The sequence below is a fragment of the Nocardioides sp. Soil777 genome, assembly GCF_001428425.1.
GTDB lineage: Bacteria > Actinomycetota > Actinomycetes > Propionibacteriales > Nocardioidaceae > Nocardioides > Nocardioides terrigena.
Window position 1 is genome coordinate 1 of record NZ_LMSN01000019.1, and the last position, 22,410, is coordinate 22,410.

General features: G+C 67.0%; 17 protein-coding genes and 2 pseudogenes. 9 read left to right on the forward strand and 10 right to left on the reverse strand.

The genetic code is table 11. From position 1 onward, the window contains the following. Positions 1–312 precede the first annotated feature (312 nt). Entirely contained in the window at positions 313–1,641 is a 1,329-nt protein-coding gene (locus ASG88_RS18340; protein WP_056888901.1) for a DUF4365 domain-containing protein, read from the forward strand. After that, positions 1,638–3,068 (forward strand): argonaute/piwi family protein, encoded by a 1,431-nt coding sequence (locus ASG88_RS18345; RefSeq protein WP_056888902.1) that lies wholly within the window; start codon positions 1,638–1,640, stop codon positions 3,066–3,068. The genes ASG88_RS18340 and ASG88_RS18345 overlap by 4 nt, the downstream gene beginning before the upstream one ends. Positions 3,069–3,912: 844 nt before the next feature. Here ASG88_RS18345 and ASG88_RS18350 read toward each other — a convergent pair. Next, positions 3,913–4,539: a TetR/AcrR family transcriptional regulator gene (locus tag ASG88_RS18350; protein WP_234411075.1), complete on the reverse strand. Its 627-nt coding sequence runs from the start codon at positions 4,537–4,539 to the stop codon at positions 3,913–3,915. 123 nt (positions 4,540–4,662) lie between these two features. Here ASG88_RS18350 and ASG88_RS18355 point away from each other — a divergent pair, with 123 nt between their 5' ends. Both ASG88_RS18355 and ASG88_RS18360 read left to right on the forward strand, forming a co-directional pair. Next, positions 4,663–5,739: a BtrH N-terminal domain-containing protein gene (locus tag ASG88_RS18355; RefSeq protein WP_056888904.1), complete on the forward strand. Its 1,077-nt coding sequence runs from the start codon at positions 4,663–4,665 to the stop codon at positions 5,737–5,739. Then, positions 5,739–6,410: a transglutaminase-like domain-containing protein gene (locus tag ASG88_RS18360; RefSeq protein ID WP_056888905.1), complete on the forward strand. Its 672-nt coding sequence runs from the start codon at positions 5,739–5,741 to the stop codon at positions 6,408–6,410. Before ASG88_RS18355 ends, ASG88_RS18360 begins: the two co-directional genes overlap by 1 nt. A 12-nt stretch (positions 6,411–6,422) precedes the next feature. Here ASG88_RS18360 and ASG88_RS18365 read toward each other — a convergent pair whose 3' ends face one another. Next, the gene (locus tag ASG88_RS18365) at positions 6,423–7,127 is read right to left on the reverse strand and encodes a lysophospholipid acyltransferase family protein (protein ID WP_234411074.1); all 705 of its coding nucleotides are present in this window, start codon (positions 7,125–7,127) and stop codon (positions 6,423–6,425) included. Between the two features lie 100 nt (positions 7,128–7,227). On the opposite strand from ASG88_RS18365, the gene ASG88_RS18370 reads away from it, so the two are divergent. Next, positions 7,228–7,797 carry a PaaI family thioesterase gene (locus ASG88_RS18370; RefSeq protein WP_082600807.1) on the forward strand — a complete coding sequence of 190 codons (570 nt, stop codon included), beginning with the start codon at positions 7,228–7,230 and terminating at the stop codon, positions 7,795–7,797. Between the two features lies 1 nt (position 7,798). On the opposite strand, the gene ASG88_RS18375 is transcribed toward ASG88_RS18370, so the two are convergent. Then, on the reverse strand, positions 7,799–8,476 hold the full coding sequence (locus ASG88_RS18375; protein WP_056888906.1) for a TetR/AcrR family transcriptional regulator: 678 nt from the start codon (positions 8,474–8,476) through the stop codon (positions 7,799–7,801). A 131-nt stretch (positions 8,477–8,607) separates the two neighbouring features. Here ASG88_RS18375 and ASG88_RS18380 point away from each other — a divergent pair, with 131 nt between their 5' ends. Continuing rightward, a complete protein-coding gene (locus tag ASG88_RS18380) occupies positions 8,608–9,753 on the forward strand; it encodes an acyl-CoA dehydrogenase family protein (protein ID WP_056888907.1) in 1,146 nt (381 codons plus the stop codon). A gap of 657 nt (positions 9,754–10,410) precedes the next feature. Beyond that, positions 10,411–12,105, forward strand: a complete 1,695-nt coding sequence (locus ASG88_RS18385; protein WP_056888908.1) for a GMC oxidoreductase — start codon at positions 10,411–10,413, stop codon at positions 12,103–12,105. An 84-nt stretch (positions 12,106–12,189) separates the two neighbouring features. On the opposite strand, the gene ASG88_RS18390 is transcribed toward ASG88_RS18385, so the two are convergent. From ASG88_RS18390 to ASG88_RS18420, 7 genes and pseudogenes are all read right to left on the reverse strand, one after another. Beyond that, complete coding sequence (locus tag ASG88_RS18390) at positions 12,190–13,008, reverse strand: SDR family oxidoreductase (protein WP_234411073.1); 819 nt, start codon at positions 13,006–13,008, stop codon at positions 12,190–12,192. A 23-nt stretch (positions 13,009–13,031) separates the two neighbouring features. After that, positions 13,032–14,540 carry an aldehyde dehydrogenase family protein gene (locus tag ASG88_RS18395; protein WP_056888910.1) on the reverse strand — a complete coding sequence of 503 codons (1,509 nt, stop codon included), beginning with the start codon at positions 14,538–14,540 and terminating at the stop codon, positions 13,032–13,034. Further along, a pseudogene (locus ASG88_RS18400) lies at positions 14,537–15,310 on the reverse strand (ABC transporter ATP-binding protein); the annotation flags it as partial. The pseudogene ASG88_RS18400 and the gene ASG88_RS18395, both read right to left, overlap by 4 nt. A 611-nt stretch (positions 15,311–15,921) precedes the next feature. After that, positions 15,922–17,550, reverse strand: coding sequence for a long-chain fatty acid--CoA ligase (locus ASG88_RS18405; RefSeq protein WP_056888911.1), 1,629 nt, complete (start codon positions 17,548–17,550; stop codon positions 15,922–15,924). Positions 17,551–17,633: 83 nt separating this feature from the next. Next, positions 17,634–18,836, reverse strand: coding sequence for an NAD(P)/FAD-dependent oxidoreductase (locus ASG88_RS18410; RefSeq protein ID WP_056888912.1), 1,203 nt, complete (start codon positions 18,834–18,836; stop codon positions 17,634–17,636). Then, a complete protein-coding gene (locus ASG88_RS18415; protein ID WP_056888913.1) occupies positions 18,833–20,233 on the reverse strand; it encodes a cytochrome P450 in 1,401 nt (466 codons plus the stop codon). Before ASG88_RS18415 ends, ASG88_RS18410 begins: the two co-directional genes overlap by 4 nt. A 22-nt stretch (positions 20,234–20,255) precedes the next feature. Continuing rightward, a complete protein-coding gene (locus ASG88_RS18420; protein WP_056888914.1) occupies positions 20,256–20,576 on the reverse strand; it encodes a 2Fe-2S iron-sulfur cluster-binding protein in 321 nt (106 codons plus the stop codon). Positions 20,577–20,680: 104 nt separating this feature from the next. On the opposite strand from ASG88_RS18420, the gene ASG88_RS18425 reads away from it, so the two are divergent. Continuing rightward, on the forward strand, positions 20,681–21,700 hold the full coding sequence (locus ASG88_RS18425) for a helix-turn-helix domain-containing protein (RefSeq protein ID WP_056888915.1): 1,020 nt from the start codon (positions 20,681–20,683) through the stop codon (positions 21,698–21,700). A 136-nt stretch (positions 21,701–21,836) separates the two neighbouring features. Next, positions 21,837–22,158: pseudogene (locus ASG88_RS23935) on the forward strand (transposase); the annotation flags it as partial. Positions 22,159–22,410 lie beyond the last annotated feature (252 nt).

Genomic DNA, 22,410 nt, shown 5'->3' on the forward strand with positions numbered 1-22,410 from the left:
TCAGCCCAGTCCTCCACTGTCATCACCCTCCACAGGGTCATGCAGGGGGTCCGTTTTCAACCGTCGATTAGGGGTCAGTTTTCACGCGTCGTCGACACTGGGCAGAGGGCGCTGGGACACGCCGCTGACTCGAGGTGGAGCGTGACAACGACGATGCCTACCGGTCCTCTCGAAAGGCGTGGGCCTCATCAAATCCGGACGCCCGCAGGTAGCACCGCCTCTGAACCGCGCCTGCCTCGTACTGTCGGTGGCGACTCGTACCCTCAAAGAGCCGAGGCTCTCCAGATTCCTCGGCAGAAGCGAGGTGACCGGGTGGGAAGCGGTAAGCAGGTCAGCCGCAGCGCGCACATCGGCGATGCTGGTATTGCCCTTATCCACCAGCGGGTCAGCGCCATGGATCACGTCTGGCACGAGCGCACAGTCGACGCCGGGATCGATGGCACGATCGAGCTGCGCGACCCTGCGACGGGCGAAGTCAGCAACTGCCACCTCCAGGTGCAAAGCAAGGCCAGCGACAACGACTTCCCCGGTGAAACCGCCGACCGGTTCCACTACGACTGCGACGAGCGCGACCTGGACTACTGGATGAAGTCTTCAATGCCCGTCCTGCTGGTCTGCTCACACCCCAAGCGGGGCGAAGCCTGGTGGGCGCACATCCAGTCCTACTTCGCGGATCCCGCCCGTCGCGCCAGCGGACGTGTGGACTTCAACAAGATCACCATGTCCCTTGAAGGGGACGTCTCCGACCGGCTGTTCGCGGTTGCGGATCCTCACGGGCGCGCGCACACGCCCGTCGCTGATCTGCGTGATGAAACCCTGGAGTCGAACCTGCTGCCTGTGACGATGCCCGACGTGTTCTGGGCATACGACGCCGCGGTCACACTCCCCCGGAAGGTCTACGACCTACAGCGCGAGAGCAGCCTCGACATCCGAGACGACTTCACCCTCTTCGGCGGCCGGCTGCTGACGTGGAGCCCCGTCGAGGACACCGCGCTGGCGGGCGCGGTGAACGGTGACCCGACGATCGAGGCCACCGGCGAACTGCTCGACGGCAGCCCGGACAGCGAGCGAATACTGGTGCGCTTACTCAACAACGCCTTCCGGCAAGACCTCCGCGATGACTGCGCCTTCCACGGCAAGCGCCACATGCTCTACTTCCGCGCCACCGACGACCTGTCGCCACGGAGCTGGAACACCAGCGGCACCCATTGGCGCTCCGTCTTCAAGCCGCACGCCAAGAAGACCAACCCATCGCAGGTCAACTACTACAAGCACGCCGGCCTCAAGTGGCAGTTCCTCAACCTCGACGACGAGTGGTTCTGCGCCCTGACGCCCGACTACTACTACTCGATCGACGGCTACCGCGAGTCACGGTTCACAGCCCAGTACCTGAGCGGCATCAAGCGGCTCGAACGTAACCCCGCTGTGCTCGGCGAGACCCGCATGTGGGCCGCCATCCTCGCCGGTCGCGAGGGCGGCCATGACAGCTTGTTCAGCCAGAACGAGCGCATCCTCGACTTCGGCAAACTCGTCACCTTCGATACCGACCGCGGCATCGACGAGGCGAAGTGGAAGCGAGCGGCAGAGGCGTCGGACCCGACCGATCCTCTGGCTGACGGGGAGCTGGCGGAGACGGCATGAAACTCACGTTCATCGAAGAACCGGACCTGGAATTCGGCAACGGCAGCCGCCACATCGACCCACGTAGCGGCATCAACAACTACGGTCCGGCCGACCTGAGCCATACCGGAGTCCGGACGATCCAGATCGGCATCGTCGGCACCAAGGAGGCCATCGATGGGGTCAAGGCATGGCTCGACCGCTGCCGCGAACCAATTGCACCCAAAGAAAGCCCGCTATCGCACCTCTACTTGCCGTTTCCTGGGTTCCATACCAGCGTCGGCTTCCGCTCGACGATCATCTGGAACGGGCGGCTGGAGCGCACACTCGACAAACGAGCCCTGGAGAACATCGCAACGCTGAGTCCGCTGCAGGCTGTGCAGAAGGGCGTCGAACTGTACGAGGCCGAGCTGAGAACGCTCGATGAGGAACCCAACTGCGACGTGATCATCGTCTGCCGTCCCGACGATCTGCCGGAACGCGAGGAGCCGAAGACCAACCCTGACCGACCGTGGGAGCAACCAAGAGCTGCGTCTATCGGCTTCGACTTCCACGAACTGCTGAAGGCACGCTCGCTGAGCGGTAGTCGTCCCATCCAAATTATCCGACGCGAGACCTGGGACCCGACCTACAAGCCGAAGGGCCGCGACAGGCGACGCCAGCAGGACGAGGCAACCAAGGCCTGGAACCTGCACACGGCGCTGTACTACAAGGCCGGCGGCGTGCCATGGCGGATGACCCGCCATGTCCGGGACCTCACGACCTGCTACGTCGGCGTCGCCTTCTACCGGAGCACCGACAACGAAACACTGCAGACGAGCGTGGCGCAGGTTTTCAACGAGCGCGGCGACGGCGTGATCGTCCGTGGCGCCCAGGCCACTCAGTCGAAGGACGACCGACAGCCACACCTCACCGGCGACGACGCCAAGGACCTCCTTGAGCAGTCGCTGGCCCGTTACCGCATCGAGCACAAGACGGCACCCGCACGCGTCATGCTGCACAAGACCTCTTCGTTCACGCCTGAAGAGTTGGAGGGCTTCCGGGCTGCCGCCGAGGCGGAGCGCCTGGCCATGCTCGAACTCGTCTGGATCCCACGCGAGGACTCCCCCCGGCTGTTTCGGCAAGGCGAGCAGACGACCCTACGAGGCACGCTCCTGTCGCTCACTGACACCCGGCACCTGCTCTACACCCGTGGGAGCGTTCCGTTCTACCGGACTTACCCAGGGATGTACGTGCCGTCGGCACTCCCCTTCCGCCTTGTCGACGTGCAGTCGAGCGCGGCCGAGATCGCGACTGAGCTGCTCGCGCTCTCCAAGATGAACTGGAACGCCACCCAACTCGACGGACGGGTGCCCATCACGCTGCGCACAGCTGACTCGATCGGCCGGATCCTGAAGCACCTCGGCCCGAATGAACGCCCGGCGCCGCGATACGCCTACTACATGTGACTTGGCTCGGTGGGTGTAGCTGGGTTTGAGCTCGTCGCTTCTTCGGATCGCATCGGCCAGCACAAGACGGCCAAGCATCGAGAGGTGCCCGCTCCGAGCCGCCGGCGAAGTGCGCGCCGCCCTCCGCGAGTTCACGCACAGCCTCAACACCCCAGACAGCGTTAACGTCCTCGCAGCTCGGCCCCGCCTCGCCGAGGCACCCGCGACGTCCCCAACGCGCCCAACGGCACCGAGGCGGTAGATTGAGGCCGAGGACGTCTTCGTAGTTGAACGCCCCTGAAGGGCCGACAATCGCTCGGCTGTTACAAACGGGATACAAATCGCCTGAACGAATCGGAGTTTGCGCAGGTCAGCATGGGTCACTTACTCAGTACTACGACCTGTAGTCACTTCTAGAGCTCGAGCTCACGCCGTTCGAGCAAGAGGGCTCCGGCTATGCCGGGGCCCTCGTTGCATCTCGGTATCGCGACGCGGGCACTTCCGCCCGTCGCAGGCAGCGATCCGTTGCAAATCGCTTGATAACCGGGCTACTCCGCGCATCGTCCGCCATCCGGGTAGCGCGCTTCCCGAGGCTTGTCGTGGTGCGCCTGGGCGCTGCCATGGCTCTCAATCACGACAGATCCCGGGGCACCCCAGAACCTCCACCAGGCCCGGGGCGATTCACTTGCAGAGCTGATCCCCGAGGGACTGCTGGCGGGCCGCCGCACCACCGGAGAACAGCCTCAGCCGCGCACTAGGCGAAACCGCGGCAGCAGCGAGTCCCCGGGCCACCCTGGACGCGACCGTGCCATTCACCAGCTACTGGTCCTCGGGGTCGCCGGCGATCTCGCAACCTGAGCAACCGTCACGTCGCGATTCCCTGCTCCGGCGTGATGGGAAGCCCGAGGCACCTGAGTCCCACCTCAGTGATCTTCCGGGCGGTGTCCGCCCGGGACCTGGTCGGTAGGGCGAGGTGGCTCACGGTGAGCCGCACCAGGGCTTCGGCGGCGTCGGACACCTCATCCGCCCGCAAACCGGCCACGTGGGAGGTGAGCCACCGGGCCAGGGAGCCGGAGGCGAGCTCCAACAGCTGCGCAGACGTGGTGAGGAGGGGGAGGATGCCCGTCGCGGGTGGTGGGGAATCGCGGTTGGAGATCAGGACCGCTCTGAGCAGGGGACTGTTCTCGGCTTCCTCCAGCACGAAGCCCACCGACGCCGCGAGGCCGCTTGAAGCGTCGGAGCCGTGATGCGCGAGCACGTTCTCGATGCCCTCGATGAAGCGCGCCGCCTCCCTCAGGACGACGGCTTCCCCCAAACCGGGCTTGTCGCCGAACTCCTTGTACAGCAGTGCGCGCGAGACGCCGACCGCCTCGGCGATCTCGCCCATGCGCACCCGCTCCCAGCCCCGCTCAGCGATCAGGTCGTGGGCAGTCTCGAGCACCGCTGCACGAACGTGCTCGCGGTAGCGCTCTCGCATGGAGGGGGACGACACGGTGGACAGAGTATCGACAATGTCCGACTGCGGACACGCGTCAGATGGGCCGCGTCATGACATTCTCAGCGCGGTGCCTTAGGTTTGAACAAAAATCACTAGTTGTCTTCAGGAAGAAGCCGCATGGTCAACTCGAGCGACACTGAAGTGGTCAAGTACCCGCACCGACGCGGCGGGCACTGCGGCTCCGGGGCCATGCGGGACCTCCTGGAGTGGGCCGGACTCGGTTGGGAGGGCCCCCCTGACGAGGGCCTCGTCTTTGCCCTGAGCGGCGCCTTGGATCTCTCCTACGTCAGGGACGCGGCACTCATGCCGCCGGTATACCTCGTGGGGCGGGGAGGCGACCTGGAGACGGACCTCCCGACGCGGCTGGGCGCCGAGGTCTCCGTGCATGCGACGGATGACCCGCAGGAGGGCTGGGCGTGGGTGCGCGACGCCGTACGAGACGGCCGTCCCGCCTTGGTGTGGGCCGACATCGCGGAGCTTCCCTACCTCCGCGTACGCCTGCAGATGAGCCGCCACGACATCGTCGTCATCGGTTACGACGACGAGCAGCAGGTCGCGCACGTCGTCGACAACGACCGGGACGAGGTGCAGCTCGTGCCCTACTCGGCGCTGGCCCGAGCCCGGTCCTCCCAGGGGTTCCCGGTCCCGACGCGTCACACCTACTTCGACATCGCCTGGCCCGACCGGCTGCCCGACCTGTCCGAGATCGCGCAGGCGGCGTTCGCCCAGGCGGCGGCTGCGATGACCACCTCCACCGGCAGCTCTATCGTCACCGGGAGGGACTCGGCGGTCGGGGCCACCGGGCTGGCCGCCGTCGACCTCTTCGCCGAGGACCTCGCTGACTGGCCGGGAGTCTTCCCGGACGATGTCCTGGACCTGGTCCTCCAAGGACTCAGCGCCTTCGTCGAGAAGGCCGGCACCGGCGGCGGGCTGTTCCGCCGACTGCTGTCCAGCGGCGCCGCCGACATCGCGCGCCTGACCGGGGACGCGCGGGCGAGCGAGGTTGCCGCCGCCGCGCACCTGTGCGCGGAGACATGGTCCCTGGTCGCGTCGCTGGCCCGTCAGGACGGCCCAGCACGAGGACGGGTGGAGCAGGCAGCTCGCTCGGCCGCCGTACTCCCCTCGCTCGAGCGGGACCTCGTCACCGCCCTCGAGATCGCGGGGGCGCGCCAGGACCTCCGGACCGGCGCCTGATGAGGGGCGAGCTCGACCCACGGGAGGCCCTCGACCCGAGCCGGTTCGTCGACAGCAACCACCCCGACGTCCGCGACTTCACCGAGTCTGTCGTGCGGGGTGTCCGCGATCCGCGAGAGCGGATCGCGCTGCTGTTCGCGGTGGTCCGCGACCGGCTCCGATACGACCCCTACAGCGTCACCGCCGAGCCCCGGGACTACCACGCCAGCGCGATCCTCGACGGTGGCCCTACGTGGTGCGTGCCCAAGGCGGTGCTGCTCACCGCGAGCCTGCGCGCTGCGGGAATCCCGGCCGTACTCGGGTTCTCGGATGTGCGCAATCACCTCAACAGCGCGTCTCTGCTGGAGCTGATGGGGACCGATCTGTTCGTGTTTCACGGGTGGAGCGCGGTGTACGTCGACCAGCTGTGGCGCAAGGGGTCGCCGGCCTTCAACTCCGAGCTGTGCCGTCGCTTTGGCGTACCTCCGTTGGAGTTCGACGGGTCGCGGGATGCGTTGCTCCACGCAGCCGACGGCGCCGGCCGACGTCATATGGAGTATGTCCGCGAAAGAGGCATGTTCGTGGACCTGCCGTTCGACGAGCTCATGGCGACGCTGTTGCACACTTACGGTTCCGCCATGGTTCGCGGCTCCGACACCCCGCGCCCCCAGGATCCCCGCTTCCGGGCGTGAACGCCCAGTTCATTACGGCGGTGTGTCTGCTCCGCGCAGCTCGCACACCATCGAGGTGAGGGTGTCCTCGAGCCGTCGACGACCCACCTCGATGGCACGGGCCGGCTCCAGGTCCCGCAGGTCGTCCAGCGGGATCGGCGGTCCGACGAGCACGCTCACACGTCGTCGCCACCCCCAGCGCAACTGCCCACTGTAGGCGGGCAGGATCTCCTGTGCCCCCCACTGGGCCACCGGCACGAGCGGTACCGATGCCTCCAGAGCGATCCGCACCGCCCCCGACTTCATCGTCATCGGCAGACCGTCCTCCCGCTTGGTGATGGAACCCTCGGGGTACACCAGGAGGAGCCGCCCGTCGCGCGCCGCGCTCACAGCGTTGTCGTACCCCGCGCGTCCCGCGACGCGGTCGACCTCGACGTGGCCGGCAGCACGGAACCACCTGCCCACGACCGGCCCGCTGAAGAGGCTGTCCTTGGCCAGGAACCGCGGCACCCGCCCCTCGGCCAGCACCATCTCCGCGACCAGCAACGGGTCGAGGTGCGAGACGTGGTTGGCGGCCAGCACCGCTCCGCCCACCCGGGGGATGCCCGCGACCCCGCGCCAGTCCGGGCGACGCAGCACCACCAGGACTGGCTTGCAGACCGCCACCGCCAGCCACCAGGCGAGGCCACGTCGGTCGTTATGGATCGGGCGGCGCTGGACGGTCGAGGTCGTTCGCATCTCAGCCATTGTAGACATCAATGGCCGTTTCGTCTCTCGTGAGGACAAACATGCAAGGATGTTTCGATGCACTGTGGTCCTGGAGCCCGAGGAGCCCCCGATGAGTGATGCGCTGGTAGGCGACCACGACACCGAGCCCCCTACCCCGGGCCGCGAGATGCGTCTCGACGGGGGCACGGCGTCGACGCTGGATGCATGGATCCGGTCCATGTCGCGGCCCGCGCCGACGGCGGTGGGCCGCCTGCCCTCGCACTCCCCCACCTGCGCGGGATGCGGCAAAGAGAACCCCGCCGGCCTCGCCCTGGAGGTCGACGCCACCGAGCACGGCGTGAGCGCCGTGCACCGCTTCGACCATCGCCAGGAGGGGGCACCGGGGATCACCCACGGCGGTCTGGTCGCCGCCGCCTTCGACGACCTGTTTGGGTTCCTCCTCTACCGCGTCGGCGAGCTCGCCGTGACGAGGTCGCTGACCGTGGAGTACCTCCGTCCGGTGCTGCTGGGGGTGGATTACGAGTTCACCGCGCATGTCCGGGACCGGGCGGGACGGCGGCTCCACGTGAACGCTGCAGCCGCGGACGCAGGCGGCCGGCAGGTCGCGACAGCGCACGCGACGTTCGTCATCGTTGACGTCGAGCACTTTGAACAGGGCAGTCCCGCGAAGCGCTCGTGACTCACTCGCCAATGAAGGGCTCCAGCTCGACCGCCGGGTCGAGGTGGATGCCGTGGGCGGCCAGGGCGTCCTGAAGAACCAGGGTGACGTGGCGCGAGAGACGCCGCACCATCAGGTCCAGGGTTTCGTCGCGCTGGTCGAGCCACCAGATGACTGTGGCGTCGACCATGCCCATCACGCCAACCAGGATGCCCTCAGGGAACGACTCGTCCCCCGATTTGGTGTACCCCCGTGCCGCTGCGGCGATCTCGTCCAGCAGACGCGAACGACCCATCCGAGCGCGGTGCAGGGTCCGACTCTGCCCTCGAGCCGCCAGGAAGCGGTAGAGATGGGGGTGGGCGTCGGCCCAGGTCGCGCAGGCGTGCACCAGCCCCTCGACGACCTGTGCGGGCGTTCCCCGCCGAGCGAGGTGCGGGCGGACCCGCTGGATGAGGTCCTGCGCGGCGAGGCGGACCACTTCGTTATCGAGGTCCTCGCGGCTGGCGAAGTAGCGGTAGACGTGCGGCCTCGGGATCCCAGCCCGCTCGGCGATCAGTGCCGTGCCGGCGTCCGCGCCCCTCTCGTCGACGACCTGCAGAGCAGCGTTGGCCACGTGGCGCCGCCGGCGGTCGCGGACCTCATCATCGCGGGAAGACCGGCGCCGCACCGTGGAATCCACCCATCGCCCTTCCTCGACCACAGCCGCAGCCTATGCCCGGGGGCGCCGACGACCGGCGCTGACCGAGCGGCGCACAAAGGAACACCTTGTACCCAGCACCCGCATCATGGTCGAATGAGTACACCCTGTACCCGCTCCGCTGGAGGCTCCCCATGACCACTCGCCGCTCCCCTTGGATGGACGACGACCTCGACGACGTCCGTGACCTTGCGCGCACGTTCTGCGAGAAGGAGGTCAAGCCGCACATCGAGACCTTCATCGCCGACAAGCACGTCGACAGGCAACTGTGGAACCGCGCTGGTGACGTCGGTCTGCTCTGCCTGTCGATCCCCGAGGAGTACGGCGGCGGCGGTGGCACTTTCGCCCACGAGGCCATCTTGATCGAGGAGCAGGCACGGGTCGGCGACAGCTCTTGGGGGGCGTCTCTGCACAACGGGATCGTCGCCCACTACCTGGTCGGCTACGGCACGGAGGAGCAGAAGCAGCAGTGGCTGCCCAAGATGGCGTCCGGCGAGGTCGTCGGCGCGATTGCGATGACCGAGCCCGGGACCGGCTCGGACCTGCAGAACATCAGGACCAAGGCGGTGCGCGAGGGTGATGAGTACGTCGTCAGCGGCTCAAAGACTTTCATCACCAACGGCTCGCAGGCCGACCTGGTGCTCACCGTGGTCAAGACCGATCCGGACGACAGCGCCGCCGGCATCTCACTGATGCTCGTCCCCGCCAACGCGGAGGGCTTCTCCCGCGGGCGGGTGCTCGACAAGATCGGGATGAAGGGACAGGACACCTCGGAGCTCTTCTTCGACAACGTCCGCGTCCCGGTCACCAACCTGCTGGGCCTCACCGAGGGCCAGGGCTTCGTGCAGCTCATGCAGCAGCTTCCCCAGGAGCGGCTGCTCGTCGCGGTCTCCAACGTCGCTGCGATGGAGTTCTGCCTGGCCGAGACACTGGCCTACGTGCGCGACCGAAGCGCCTTCGGACGGCCGATCTGGGGGTTCCAGAACACCAAGTTCAAGATGGCAGAGGTCGCCACAGAGGCTCGCGTGGCACGGTCCTTCGTGGACGAGTGCATCCAGCTCCACGTCGGCGAGGGTCTGGATATCCCAACCGCCGCCATGGCGAAGCTGTGGTGCTCCGAACGAGCGCAGCGCGTCGCCGACACCTGCCTCCAGCTGCACGGAGGCTACGGGTACATGAACGAGTACCCCATCGCCCGGATCTGGGCCGACATGCGCGTCTCGCAGATCTACGCCGGCACCTCCGAGATCATGAAGGAGATCATCAGCCGGTCCCTGTGAGGACTGACCCCGCTCCGGCGGCACCGCCGGAGCGGGAGCCGGCGGGCCGGGTGTTGTGCGCCGAGCCCCGCCGGGAGCCTCCGCGTTGGGCGAGAGCACAAGACGCCCACTCCACCGACGTGACAGCCTCGACAGTCATCGTCTGAAAGGAGTGACATGAGCCAGCGAGTCGACTTCGTCTACCGCGTGTTCCTCCTCGCCGAGAGCCCGAGAACCAAGATGCACCGCATCGAACGGCTCGATGACGTCGGTTTCGCCATGTTCATCAAGATGCACCACGCCCTGATCGACAGTCACGCCGAGATGACGCTGCACAGTTGGTCAGCTCGCGGCCGTCAGTTACTCCTCGCTGCTCCTGGCTTCGATGGTGACCCCCGTGGGTCTCGCATCCGTCGGCGCTCTGCTGCCCGATCCCTTCAGTTTCAACCTGGTCGTCAGCGGCGTCTCCAGCCCGACGGAGGACTCCTTCTTCCGCGGCAGCCGTCTCGGGGGGATGAACCCGGCATCGCCGCAGCTCGACGCCGCCCACCCTCAACCTCACCCTGCTCTCGTACGCCGGAAGCAGCTGACTGCCTGCACGCAGATCCGTCAGATCGGCGGAACTGCCGGTCCGCTGCGCCGCTCGCGTCGAACCCCTCACCGAAGGATCCACATCCCATGACCTCGACCCACTACGACGTGCTGATCATCGGCTCCGGCTTCGGCGGCTCGGTAACCGCCATGCGTTTGGCGGAGAAGGGATACCGCGTCGGGGTGCTCGAAGCGGGCAAGCGCTACGACACCGACGACCTGCCCGCCTCGTCCTGGGACACCCGTCGGTTCGTCTGGGCGCCACGGCTCGGCTGCTTCGGCATTCAGCGTATCCACCTGCTGCGCGACGTCGTCATCTTGGCGGGCGCCGGGGTCGGCGGAGGGTCGCTCAACTACGCGAACACCCTTTACCAACCCCCTGCCCCGTTCTTCAACGATCCACAGTGGGCGCATATCACCGACTGGCACGCCGAGCTGGACCCGCACTACCGGACGGCACGGCAGATGCTGGGTGTCACGCAGAACCCCCACGTGACGCCTTCGGACGAGGTGCTGCGCGAGGTCGCGCGCGACATGGGTGTGGAGCACACCTTCACGCTCACCCCCGTAGGCGTCTTCTTCGGAGAGCCCGGCAAAGAGGTGCCCGACCCGTTCTTCGGCGGGGCGGGGCCGCGCCGCACCGGCTGCACCCAGTGCGGGTCGTGCATGACCGGGTGCCGGGTCGGGGCGAAGAACACCCTGGACAAGAACTACCTGTACTTCGCGGAGAAGCTCGGGGCTGAAGTACGCCCCCTGACCACCGTGGTCGACGTGCGCCCGCGCAGGGGAAGCGGGTACGTCGTCGACGCCGTCCGCACCGGCAGGTCCGTACGCCGGCGCCGCAACCGGCAGTCATTCACGGCCAACCAGGTCGTCTTCGCAGCGGGCACCTACAACACCCAAAAGCTGCTCCACCGACTCAAGGCCACTGGCTCCCTGCCGTACATCTCCGACCGGCTAGGCACGCTGACCCGCACCAACTCCGAATCAATCCTCGGGGCGAAGTCCCGCGATCGATCCAGCGACTTCACGCGTGGCGTGGCCATCACATCCTCGATCCACCCCGACGAGTTCACCCACATCGAGCCGGTGCGCTACGGGAAGGGCAGCAATGCCATGTCCCTGCTCCAGACCGCCCTCACCGATGGGGACGGCCGCGGCCCCCGGTGGTGGCGATGGCTACGGACGATCGCGACCCAGCCCTCGCACCTGACCTGGTTCAGTCCGCGACGGTGGTCGGAGCGGACGGTGATCCTGCTGGTGATGCAGACGCTGGACAACTCCATCACGGTGCGGTCGAAGAGGAACCTCCTCGGTCGCCACACGATCACCTCGGGACCCGGCCACGGAGCACCCAACCCCACCTGGATCCCCGTCGGCAACGAGGCCACCCGTCGCGTCGCCGAAAAGATCAACGGCGTGGCCGGCGGATCCACGGGGGAGATCGCCAACATCCCGATGACCGCTCACTTCATCGGCGGGTGCGCCATCGGGGACTCCCCGGAAACGGGGGTCATCGACCCCTACCACCGCCTCTACGGCCACGACGGGATCTTCGTCGTCGACGGCTCCAGCATCTCGGCGAACCTGGGCGTCAACCCCTCGCTGACGATCACCGCACAGGCCGAGCGGGCCGCCTCCTTGTGGCCCAACAAGGGCCAGCCGGACGAACGTCCCCCGCTGGGCGCCGACTACCAGCAGATCTCCGCCATCGAGCCGGAGCGGCCGGCCTTCACCCACCCGGAAGCGTCCGTCGCCGAGGGCGGCCAGCACCAGAGGTAAGCCCCAGACTGGAGACGACCGCGAGCGGCGTGGCGCTCGCGGTCGTCCCGGATGGCTCCGTGGCGCGAGATTACGCCGGTGGCATCAGCTGCGACCGACCCGCTCCAAGTAGGCCTGACGCGCCGCGGTGTCCACGCGGTCGAGGAAGACCGTGTCGGTCCCGAGCATCGCCCCGAGCTGGGTCGCGATCCGCTCGGGAACGAACTTCATCGCCGCCACCATCGTCCCGGCGATACGCGTGACTCGCACGAAAGGCCGCGGGCGCTCGATGAGATCCGCCGTGGCGCGCGCGATCTCCTGCGGCTCCGCGTTGCGCATGCCCTTGGCTCCGCTCGTCCCCGAGACCAGCTCGGTGTTGGTGAAGGTCGGACGCACCGTGGACAGGGCGACACCCGACCTGCGGTACTCCTGCCTGGCGGCCTCGGTGAACCCGATGACCGCGAACTTGGTCCCGCAGTACGTCGCCAGCCCCGGGACCGGAAGCTCCCCGGCCAGTGAAGCCGTGTTGATGATGTGACCATGTCGCCGGGGCAGCATTCGCTGCAGGGCGATCTTGGTGCCGAAGATGACGCCCAGAACGTTGATCTCCACCTGCCGGCGGGTGACCTCGTCTGTCTCCTCGTGCACGTGCCCCGTCGGCATGACGCCCGCGTTGTTGATGAAGACGTCGATCGGCCCCAGTGCCTCCTCGGTCACGTCGAGAAAGGACGCGATGGAGGCAGGGTCGGTGACGTCCAGGCGCACCGCGACGTCGAGGTCGAGCTCCTCGGCGGCCACCTTGAGCTGGAGCTCGTCGATGTCCCCGATGGCGACCCGATGACCGCGCCTGATGAGCTCCTCCGCGGTGTGATAGCCGATCCCCCGGGCGCCCCCGGTGATGGCGACCACTCGTCGCTTGTTCATTGTCGTCATGGTTCCTCTTCCTTTCAGAGGCCGAGTCGCTGCCGCAAGCCACGACCGGCGGCCAGGCGCAGCACTCGGCCGGCGATCGCCGTACGCCGGGCGGAATACGGGTACCAGGTGAGCTCTTTGGTGGCCAGCGGAATCCGCGGCTCAGTGATCGCTTGGACGCGGCAGTACTTCCGCAGACCCTGCGCGCCACCCAGGCGTGCACCCAGGCCTGAGGACTTCCAGCCGCTGTGAGGTAGCCCCACGGCGAACAGGTTGCTGAAGACGTCGTTGACGTTGACCGCACCTACCTCGAGCTGGTCGGCGATGCGCCGGCCGCGGGAAACGTCTCGTGTCCACACGGTGGCCGAGAGCCCGTACTCGGAATCGTTGGCCAGGGCCACCGCCTCGGCCTCGTCGGCCACCCGCATGACCGGCAGCGTTGGCCCGAACGTCTCCTCGGTCATACAGACCATGCTGTGGTCGACGTCGACGAGCAGCGTGGGAGCGAAGAAGTTGCCCTCGTCGCCCCGCGCCCCGCCGACCAGCACGCGCGCACCGGACTCCTGGGCCTCCCGCACATGCCGCTCGACCGTGTCCACCTGCGTCCGGGTCACCATGGCGCCGACGTCGTCGCGGGCTCGAGAGCCCTGCTTCAGCGCTCCGAGGGCCGCTTCCACCTTCTCCACGAACCGGTCGTAGACCGCGTCCACCACGTAGACCCGCTCGACCGAAATGCAGACCTGACCGGAGTTGAAGATGCCGCCCCAGACGATCCCGTGCGCCGCCCGATCCAGGTCGGCGTCCTCAAGCACGATGGCAGCGTCCTTGCCTCCCAACTCCAGGCTGACCGGCTTGAGCAGCTGAGCACAGCGAGTGGCCACCCGACGACCCGTCGCCGTCGAGCCCGTGAACTGGACGAAGTCGACAGCCTCGACCACCGCTTCTCCGGTCTCCCCCGCCCCGGCAACGTGCCGCAGGACCGGCGGGGCGCCGATCTCGTGCCACCCCTCGATGACGCGCGCGCAGGTCAGCGGGGTCATCTCCGACGACTTCGTCAGCACCGCACACCCCGCTGCGAGCGCGGGCGCTGCGTCCATCAGGAAGAGGGTGATCGGGAAGTTCCACGGGATGATCAGTCCGACCAAGGGGTAGGGCCGATAGCTGCGGGTCAGCCGCTTCGGGAGGCTGAGTAGTCCTCCTGCCCCCACTCGTTCGGGGGCGAGGAACTCCTTCGCATGGTCGGCGTAGAAGGAGATGAACTCGCACGAGCCGGTTGTCTCCACCAGCGCGTCCGGGCGGACCTTGCCGGTCTCTGAGACGAGCAGGTCAGTGAGCTCAACGGTGTGGTCGAGGATCCAGCCCCGCCACTTGCGCAGCCAAGTGGCTCGCGCAGCGGGACCCATGTCGCGCCACGCGACCTGTGCCTCGCGCAGCTCCTCGGCGGCGGCGCGCACGCGGTCGCGGTCGACGATCGGGATCGATCGGAGTGCTTCGCCGTCGGCGGGACGACGGATCTCCAGGGTGGGTGCGGACGGGGCGTTCATGAGACTTCCTCGAGGTCGGTGACGGTGCCCGGCAGGGCCTGGTTTGCTGCGCCGTCAGACGACGGCCGCCGTGGGAAGCGGTCGGCCTTCGGCAGCGTGCGCGGGACAGCGGTCGCGATGTCGCTAGCGAAGGAGTACGGAGGCGGGGTGATCCCGTGTTCGCGACACCAGCCACCAGGCTCACGCTGGCTACGCCGCGGGATGCCGTTGGACGGCTCCTGCTGTCGCGGGATCGGGAGAAGCGGGGGCAGCTCCTGGCCGCGCTCGGCCTCGAGCTCGTCGGCGTCCTTCTCCTCGGACATGCCGATCGGGCCGACCCGCTGGGCGTTGAGGAACTGGCGGACCACCGGCTCCTCCGACGACGGCAGCATCTCGCGCGGGCCGAACACGGCCAGGTGCCGGTGGTAGAGCAGCCCGATGTTGTCGGGCACTTTGCGCGCGGTGTTGCCGTCGTGGGTCACGATCAGGAACGTCGCGTCGATCTGCGCGTTGAGGTCGATGATCAGCTGGTTGAGGAACGAAGTACGGACCGGGTCGAGGCCGGAGTCGGGCTCGTCGAAGAGCACGATCTCGGGGTCCAGCACCAGGGCGCGGGCCAGGCCGGCGCGCTTGCGCATGCCGCCGGAGATCTCACCGGGCAGCTTGTCCTCGGCACCGAGCAGACCGACGAGGTCCATTTTCTCCATGACGATGTCGCGGATCTGGGACTCGGACTTCTTGGCGTGCTCGCGCAGCGGGACCGCGACGTTGTCGTAGAGGCAGTGTGCGCCGCACGAAGTCGTCCACCTTCTGGTTGCACCCGAGGAGCAGGAGTGCCTCGTGATCGGCGTAGAGGAAGACGCCCCGCTTGTCGGGGTGCACGATGTCCATGGTGCGCCGTGCCTGGTGGTGCAGGATGCGAAACTAGCCAGTCCAGGTCTGCTCGACTCAACAATGACGCGCAGGTCTCCGACGGGACTGTTGGAAAGCGCGAGTTCCGCGTCGGGGGGTAGTTGTCGACTTGTGGAAGCCCACATCCACGCCTGACGTCCGCCCGGACGCACCACGAGCGGCGGCCGCAGCCCGGCGTCTGCCGCCAGGTGTCGGCACGATTCCTCGAGCGACTCCACAGCGTCCTGCTCCTCGCCCGCAGCCAGGACGAACGCGGTGTGGTAGCCGCTCACGGGGTATCCGCCTAGCTCCGATGAGAGCCACTGGCTGTCCAGGACCTCACCGTCCAGCACCCGGGAGACCGTTTCGATCCAGCGAGCGTTCCGCCCGATCTCAACGCGACGGCGTGCCTCGTGGTAGACCCGGCTGGTTTCGTTGATGGAGCGATCGATCCAGTCGGACGCCGGACAAGCGACCTGCTCCAGTCTGCGCCTCACGTCCATCAATGAGCTCAGACCTCAACGACCGTGAGGACGCCGGCGGCGTGCTGGGCACGGAGCACCTTCTTGTCGAACTTGCCAACCGACGTCTTGGGCACCTCGGACACGAAGCACCAACGCTCGGGCAGCCACCACTTGGCAACCTTGCCCTCCAGGAAGTCTCTCAGCTGCGAAGGGGCCACCTTGGCGCCCTCCCGAACCACGATCACGGCGAGAGGGCGCTCCTGCCACTTCTCGTCCGGCACGCCGATGACCGTCGCCTCCAGCACGTCGGGGTGACCGGCGAGCAGCAACTCGAGCTCCACCGAGGAGATCCACTCGCCGCCCGACTTGATGACGTCCTTCGCGCGGTCGGTCAGGGTGACGAAGCTGCGATCGTCCATGCGACCGACGTCTCCCGTCCGCAACCACCCGTCGTCGAACTTCTCCGCGTCCTCATCGCCGACGTACGCCCCGGTGATCCACGGGCCACGCACCTGGATCTCCCCGACCGACTCACCGTCGTGCGGCACCTCGTTGCCCTCGTCGTCCACCAGCCGCAGCTCGACCCCGGCGACCGGCCGGCCCTGCGAGGCCCGCAGCGCCCAGTGCTCCTCACCGCTCACCGACGCCGGAGGCCGTGCGATGGCAGCCAGCGGTGAGGTTTCCGTCATCCCCCAAGCCTGCACGATCTGCACGCCGTACTTCGCCTGGAAGACCTGCATCAGGTGCAGCGGCACAGCCGACCCTCCGCATGCCACCAGCCCCAACGAGGAGATATCGTGCCCGGGGTTGGCCTCGAGGTAGTTGAGCACGTCGCTCCAGATCGTCGGCACGGCACCGGCGACCGTGGGGCACTCACTGGAGATAAGGCGGACCAACGGCTCTGCCTGGAGGAACCGGTCGGGCATGACCAGGTCGGCTCCGGCCATCAGAGCTGCGTAGACCAGCCCCCAGGCGTTGGCGTGGAACATCGGGACGATGGCCAAGATCGCATCGTCACCGCCGACGCTCAGCCCGTCGGCGGCGCACGCCGCCATCGAGTGGAGGTACGTCGACCGGTGGCTGTACGCAACGCCCTTCGGGTTGCCCGTCGTGCCCGAGGTGTAGCACATCGCCGCGGCCGAGAACTCGTCGACCTCCGGCCAGTCGAATGTCTCCGGCTGGCCGGCGATGAAGTCCTCGTAGGCCACCACGGTGACGCCGTCACGCTGCAGCGGCGCGAGGTCGACGCCGCCCGTCACCACCACCGTGCGCACTTGGGCGAGCTGGGGCAGGACCGCCGCCAGGAGGGTGGCCAGAGTGCCGTCTACGAGCACCACCCGGTCGTCGGCATGGTTGGCGATGTAGACCAACTGCTCCGGGGCCAGGCGAGGATTGAGAGTGTGCAGGACCGCGCCCATCGAGGGCACCGCACAGTAGGCCTCGACATGCTCCTGGTTATTCCACATGAGGGTCGCGACCCGCTCGTCGCCCGTCACGCCACGGGCGCGCAGGGCGTGAGCCAGTTGCGCCGACCGGCGACCCACGTCCGCGAACGTGCCGACCTTGACCGAGCCGTCCGGCTGGAGCGTACGGACACGAGCGGTAGCGTGCACGCGCGAACCGTGCCGCAGGATTGCGGCGGTCGTGAGGGGGATGTTCATCATGGTGCTCTGCATCGAGGTTCCTTCGGGGTAGTGGCGCGATTCGGAGCCTGGGACACGACAGCTGGCCCGCGTCGGGTGGGCCAACAGGCGGGACATCAGGATGCGCGGGCGGCCTTGAGCTGGGCCCGGTCGACGTCGAGCCCCCGACTGATCGCCTTCCTGGCCTCCATGAAGTCCCGCGGTCGATTCACGCAGTCCGCGGCCAGCAGCCGGCCCTGCTGGAGGTAGTAGCAGGTGAAGTCGCGATCATCTGTGGGGTCGCCACTCAGAACGAGCTCGTCGTAACCGGTGTTCAACCCCGCTATCTGCAGCTTGAGGTCGTACTGGTCGGACCAGAACCACGGCAGCGCTGCGATAGGGCGCTCCTTACCGCACAGCGTCGCGGCTGCCGTCTTGGCCTGTTCCCCGGCACTGGGCACAGACTCCAGCCTGACCAGTCGGCTGTAACGAGCCATGCGGTGGCTGGCACAGTCACCGGCGGCGACGATTCGAGGGTCGCTGGTGCAAGCCAGGTCGTCAATCACGATTCCGTCCTCGACTAGCAGGCCAGCATCGGCGGCCAACTCGGTGTTGGGAACCAGGCCCACACCGACGATCACGAGGTCGGCAAGGATCCGCTCTCCACCCGCCAGAATCACTTCACGGACGCGGTCGTCGCCGGCCATGGCGTCGACAAGGGCGCCCGTCCGGACAACCACACCGGCATCGCGGTGAACGCGCTCGTAGAACGCCGAGACCTCAGGTGCCGTGACCCGCTCGAGCACGCGCTCAGCGGCCTCCAGCACCGTCACCTCCAGACCGAGTGCCCGCAGGGACGCGGCTGTCTCCAAGCCGATGTATCCACCGCCGACGATCACGGCGTGGCGACCCGGGGCCGCCCAAGCCCGGATCGACGCGACGTCCGCGAAGGTCCGGAGGTAGAAGATCCCCGGCAGATCGATGCCGGACACGGACAGGCTGCGCGCCCGGCCCCCCGTGCACAGGGCGAGACCGGCGTACGCCATCGTCGTGCCGTCGCTCAGCACCACCTGTTGCGCCGCACGATCGATCTGCGTGACCGTCCCCTGCACGAGGCGGATGTCGCGCTTGTCGTAGAACTCCGCCTTGCGGATGGCGAGCTCTTCCAGGCTGCTCTTGCCAGCGAGGTAGGCCTTGGAGAGAGGAGGACGTTGATAGGGCAGCGCCGGCTCGTCACCGACCACGACGATCTCTCCTGCCCAACCCTCCTGCCGGAGTCCGGCCGCCACCTGGACACCGGCATGGCTGGCACCGACGACCAGCGCCCTCCCCTCGGTCACGCGTCGGTCTTCGGCGTCAGCTGGACCATCAGCCTGCTGATGCCGCGCACGAAGTTGGACTGGACGTACTCCGGTTCGTCGACGACCTCGATCTTGTCGAAGCGCGGCAGCAGCTCCTCCCACAGGATTCGCAGCTGCATCTCCGCCAGTCGGTTGCCCATGCACCGGTGGACACCGAAACCGAAGGAGATGTGGTTGCGAGCGTTGCGTCGGTCGATGATCAGGTCGTCCGGCCGGTCGAACACGCGCTCGTCGCGGTTGCCCGAGGCATACCACATCACGAGCTTGTCTCCCTTGCGGATGAACTGTCCGTTGAGCATCGTGTCCTTCTTGGCCACGCGGCGCATGTAGGCCAAGGGTGTCTGCCAGCGGATGATCTCCGAGACCATGTTCGGGATGAGGTCGGGGTTGGCCTTGAGCTTCTCGAACTGGTCGGGGAACCGGTTCAGTGCAAGGACACCGCCGCTCATGGAGTTCCGCGTGGTGTCGTTGCCGCCGACGATGAGCAGGGTGAGGTTGCCCAGGAACTCCATCGGACGATCGATCAGGTCCTTGGTGTCCTCGTTGCTCTGCAGCATCGTGATCAGGTCGAAGCCCGGCTCCTCGCCGGCCGCGAGCCGCGCCTCTTTGTCGCGCCACAGGGCACTCAGCCCTCGCGCTGCGTCGACGAACCCGCGGAACACCTCATCGTTGTCCGAAGGACCGCCGTTGGCCTGCTCCATAGAGCTAGCCAAGTCTGACCACTCGACGAGCTTTCGGCGCTCCTCGTAGGGGAAGTCCAGCAAGGTTGCCAACATGCGCGCAGTGAGCTCGATCGAGACGCGGTCGACCCAGTTGAAGGGCTCACCGATCGGGAGATCGTCTAGCACCTCTTGGACGCGCGAGCGGATCAGCCCCTCCATCTCCCGCAGATTCTTGGGAGCCACGACGCCCTGGACGGCAGCGCGCTGGCGGTCGTGCTTGGGCGGGTCCATCGCAATGAACATGGCGACATCCATGAACCGCGGGGGCTCGCCGATGATAATGAAGGGCTCCGCCGAGAAGGTCTCATGGTCCTTGTCGACTGCGACGATATCGGCGTGCCGGGTGACCGACCAGAAGGGACCGAAAGGGCTCTTGGCCTGAAAGTGCACGGGGGCCTCGTTGCGCACCCGCTCGAAGTACTCCTGCCACCTGCCCTGCCGGTACAGGAACGGGTTGCTCAGGTCGATATCGGCGAGGGCGACCTCCTCCACGGGGGGGATGGGCTCCTCTACGAAGATCTTTTGTCCATTGGTCCGTGTCACGAAACGACGGGTCTTGTCGTATAGGTGCGCCCCACGGATCTGTATCTGCATAGGGACGACGGACTGAACTCGCTCAGTCACGGCGTCGGTCACGGTAGTCAGGGTCGTCATGACGCGGTCTTCCTCTCGTCGGTCACATCTGGAATTCGGGGAGTCGAACGACGAGGCCGTCCCAGTTCTCGCTCACGCGCATCTGGCACGCCAGACGAGACGCCGGATCGCGCTCGGGGTTCATGGCGAGCATCTCCTCCTCGACCGGACCTGAACGGCCGACCTCGGCGACCCACTGGTCATCGACAATCACGTGGCACGTGCCACACGCGGCCTCTCCGCCGCAGTCGCCGTCGACCCCGGGCACCATGTTGTCGACCGCGATCTGCATGAGGGACGCACCCTCCTCGAGGGGTGCCTCGTGCTTCTCCCCGTCATGGGACATGAAGGTGACAACTGACATAGAACATCTCCTTGCTTGAACGTGTTTCAAGTGTTTGTGCTCCGTTGCTGCTGTGGCTATGGTCACCCGAGTCAATATGTTGTGATTTGGGCTCAGGAGGCAGAGTGAAGGCTCACGAGCCAGGGGTGCCGCCGCTCGCGTTCGTGCAGCTCTTGAATAGCGACGCCCTCGAGCCCGACGCCGTGGCCCACTTCCGTCGGATCATCGACCTCCATGACACCTCCGAACTGGAGCTGGTCCGGCACGACCGACAGGTGCCAATTCGGTGGTTTCGCGAGGTTTACCCCGACCTCGACCCCGAAGGCGCCACCCATCTAGGACTCGCGTTCGCCGAGAGTGCCCAGCTGACCTCATTCGGCCCCTTAAGCCTTCCCTTGGTTAGCGCTGGATCCGTGGCCGAGGTCTTCGAACTGCTCGGGTACCTGCCCGTCATCTCCGGGGCCCTTCGTCCCCACTTCCACCAGGGCCAGCGCAGCCTGACGGTAGGCCTCAGCGGCCACACCGACGACCCCGATCTCGACTGCCTGGTCATCACCTACGGTGGCGCGGCTTTGCTCCGACTGCTCGACATGCTGGCCGGCACGCTGCCAGGCGTAACATTGCACCTGGCCTGGAAGGCCCCCCAGTTTCCGGAGGGCCACATAGATCTCCTGACCGGACGTCTGGCTTTCGACGCGCACGCATCCTTCATCGACGTGCCCGCCGAGACGCTTCAGGCCCGCTGCCGATTCCCAGACCCGCTTGCTTACCGCCTGGCCATCGCCGAGCTGAGCCGCACCCTTGAGCGGAACACCAGTGCCACCAGTGTCACGGAGAGCGTGAGGCGACTGCTCGAGGAGGATCCCGGGCGTAGCAGCAGCCAGGAGGTCGCAGCACTCCTCGGCGTCTCCACCAGCACCATGAAGAGACGACTTGACGACGAGGGGACGACCTTCCGGGAGGTTCGACAATCCCTACTACGCGAGAGGGCCATCGTCCGCCTGCTCGACCACTCCCTGACGATCAGTCAGACCGCCGTCGATCTCGGCTACAGCGACCTGGCGAACTTCTCTCACGCCTTCAGGCGCTGGACCGGGCAGTCGCCAAGCGAGTTCCGCAAAGTGGGTCGACGCGGACCGGGGTGAGGTTGCAGTTGAGTCCTCAATAGTGGGGTATCGCGGTCGACGTGATCGTTGCCCCGCATGTCGCCGGGACGTAGACGCGGCCACCGCGTGATTCTTCGGGTGAGCCGTCTACAGCACTCTGGAGAGGATCATCACGATGACCGCTCCGCCAATTCTCACCCTGCCCAGCTGCTCGACAACGGCCTGTCGGCCGCGTCGCAGGATCTGATCTGGGACCTGCTCAACACGGTGATCAACGCGTTGATGTCAGCCGAGGCCGACGCGGTCTGTGGCGCCGAGTACGTCCGTGACTCGCCGGAGCGGGTTACCTTTCCCACAGCTACCGGCACGGGGATACCCGGGCCGGCACCATCGACGTCGCGATCCCCAGACTCCGCCCGGGGACCTACTCCCCCGAGTGGCTGCTCGAGCGTCGCAAGCAGGCCGAGGCGGCGCTGATCAACGTGGTCGCGACCTGCTAACTGAACCGCCTGGAGTTTCCGGTCTCCGGACATCCCGGGGCGGTTCAAACCGAGTCGCGCCAGCGTCCTGCACGCGGTCATCGACGCCATGCTTGCCCGAAGGGACGGGCAGATCCCCACCGAGATCACGGACTTCGACACCCTCTTCGAGCGTATCGACGACCTCTCGAACGCGCTACTCCTAACGTTGGTACACCCGCCTGATCGCATCGCTGGAACGCGGACCCCGCCCCGGGTCAACGCGGTCGA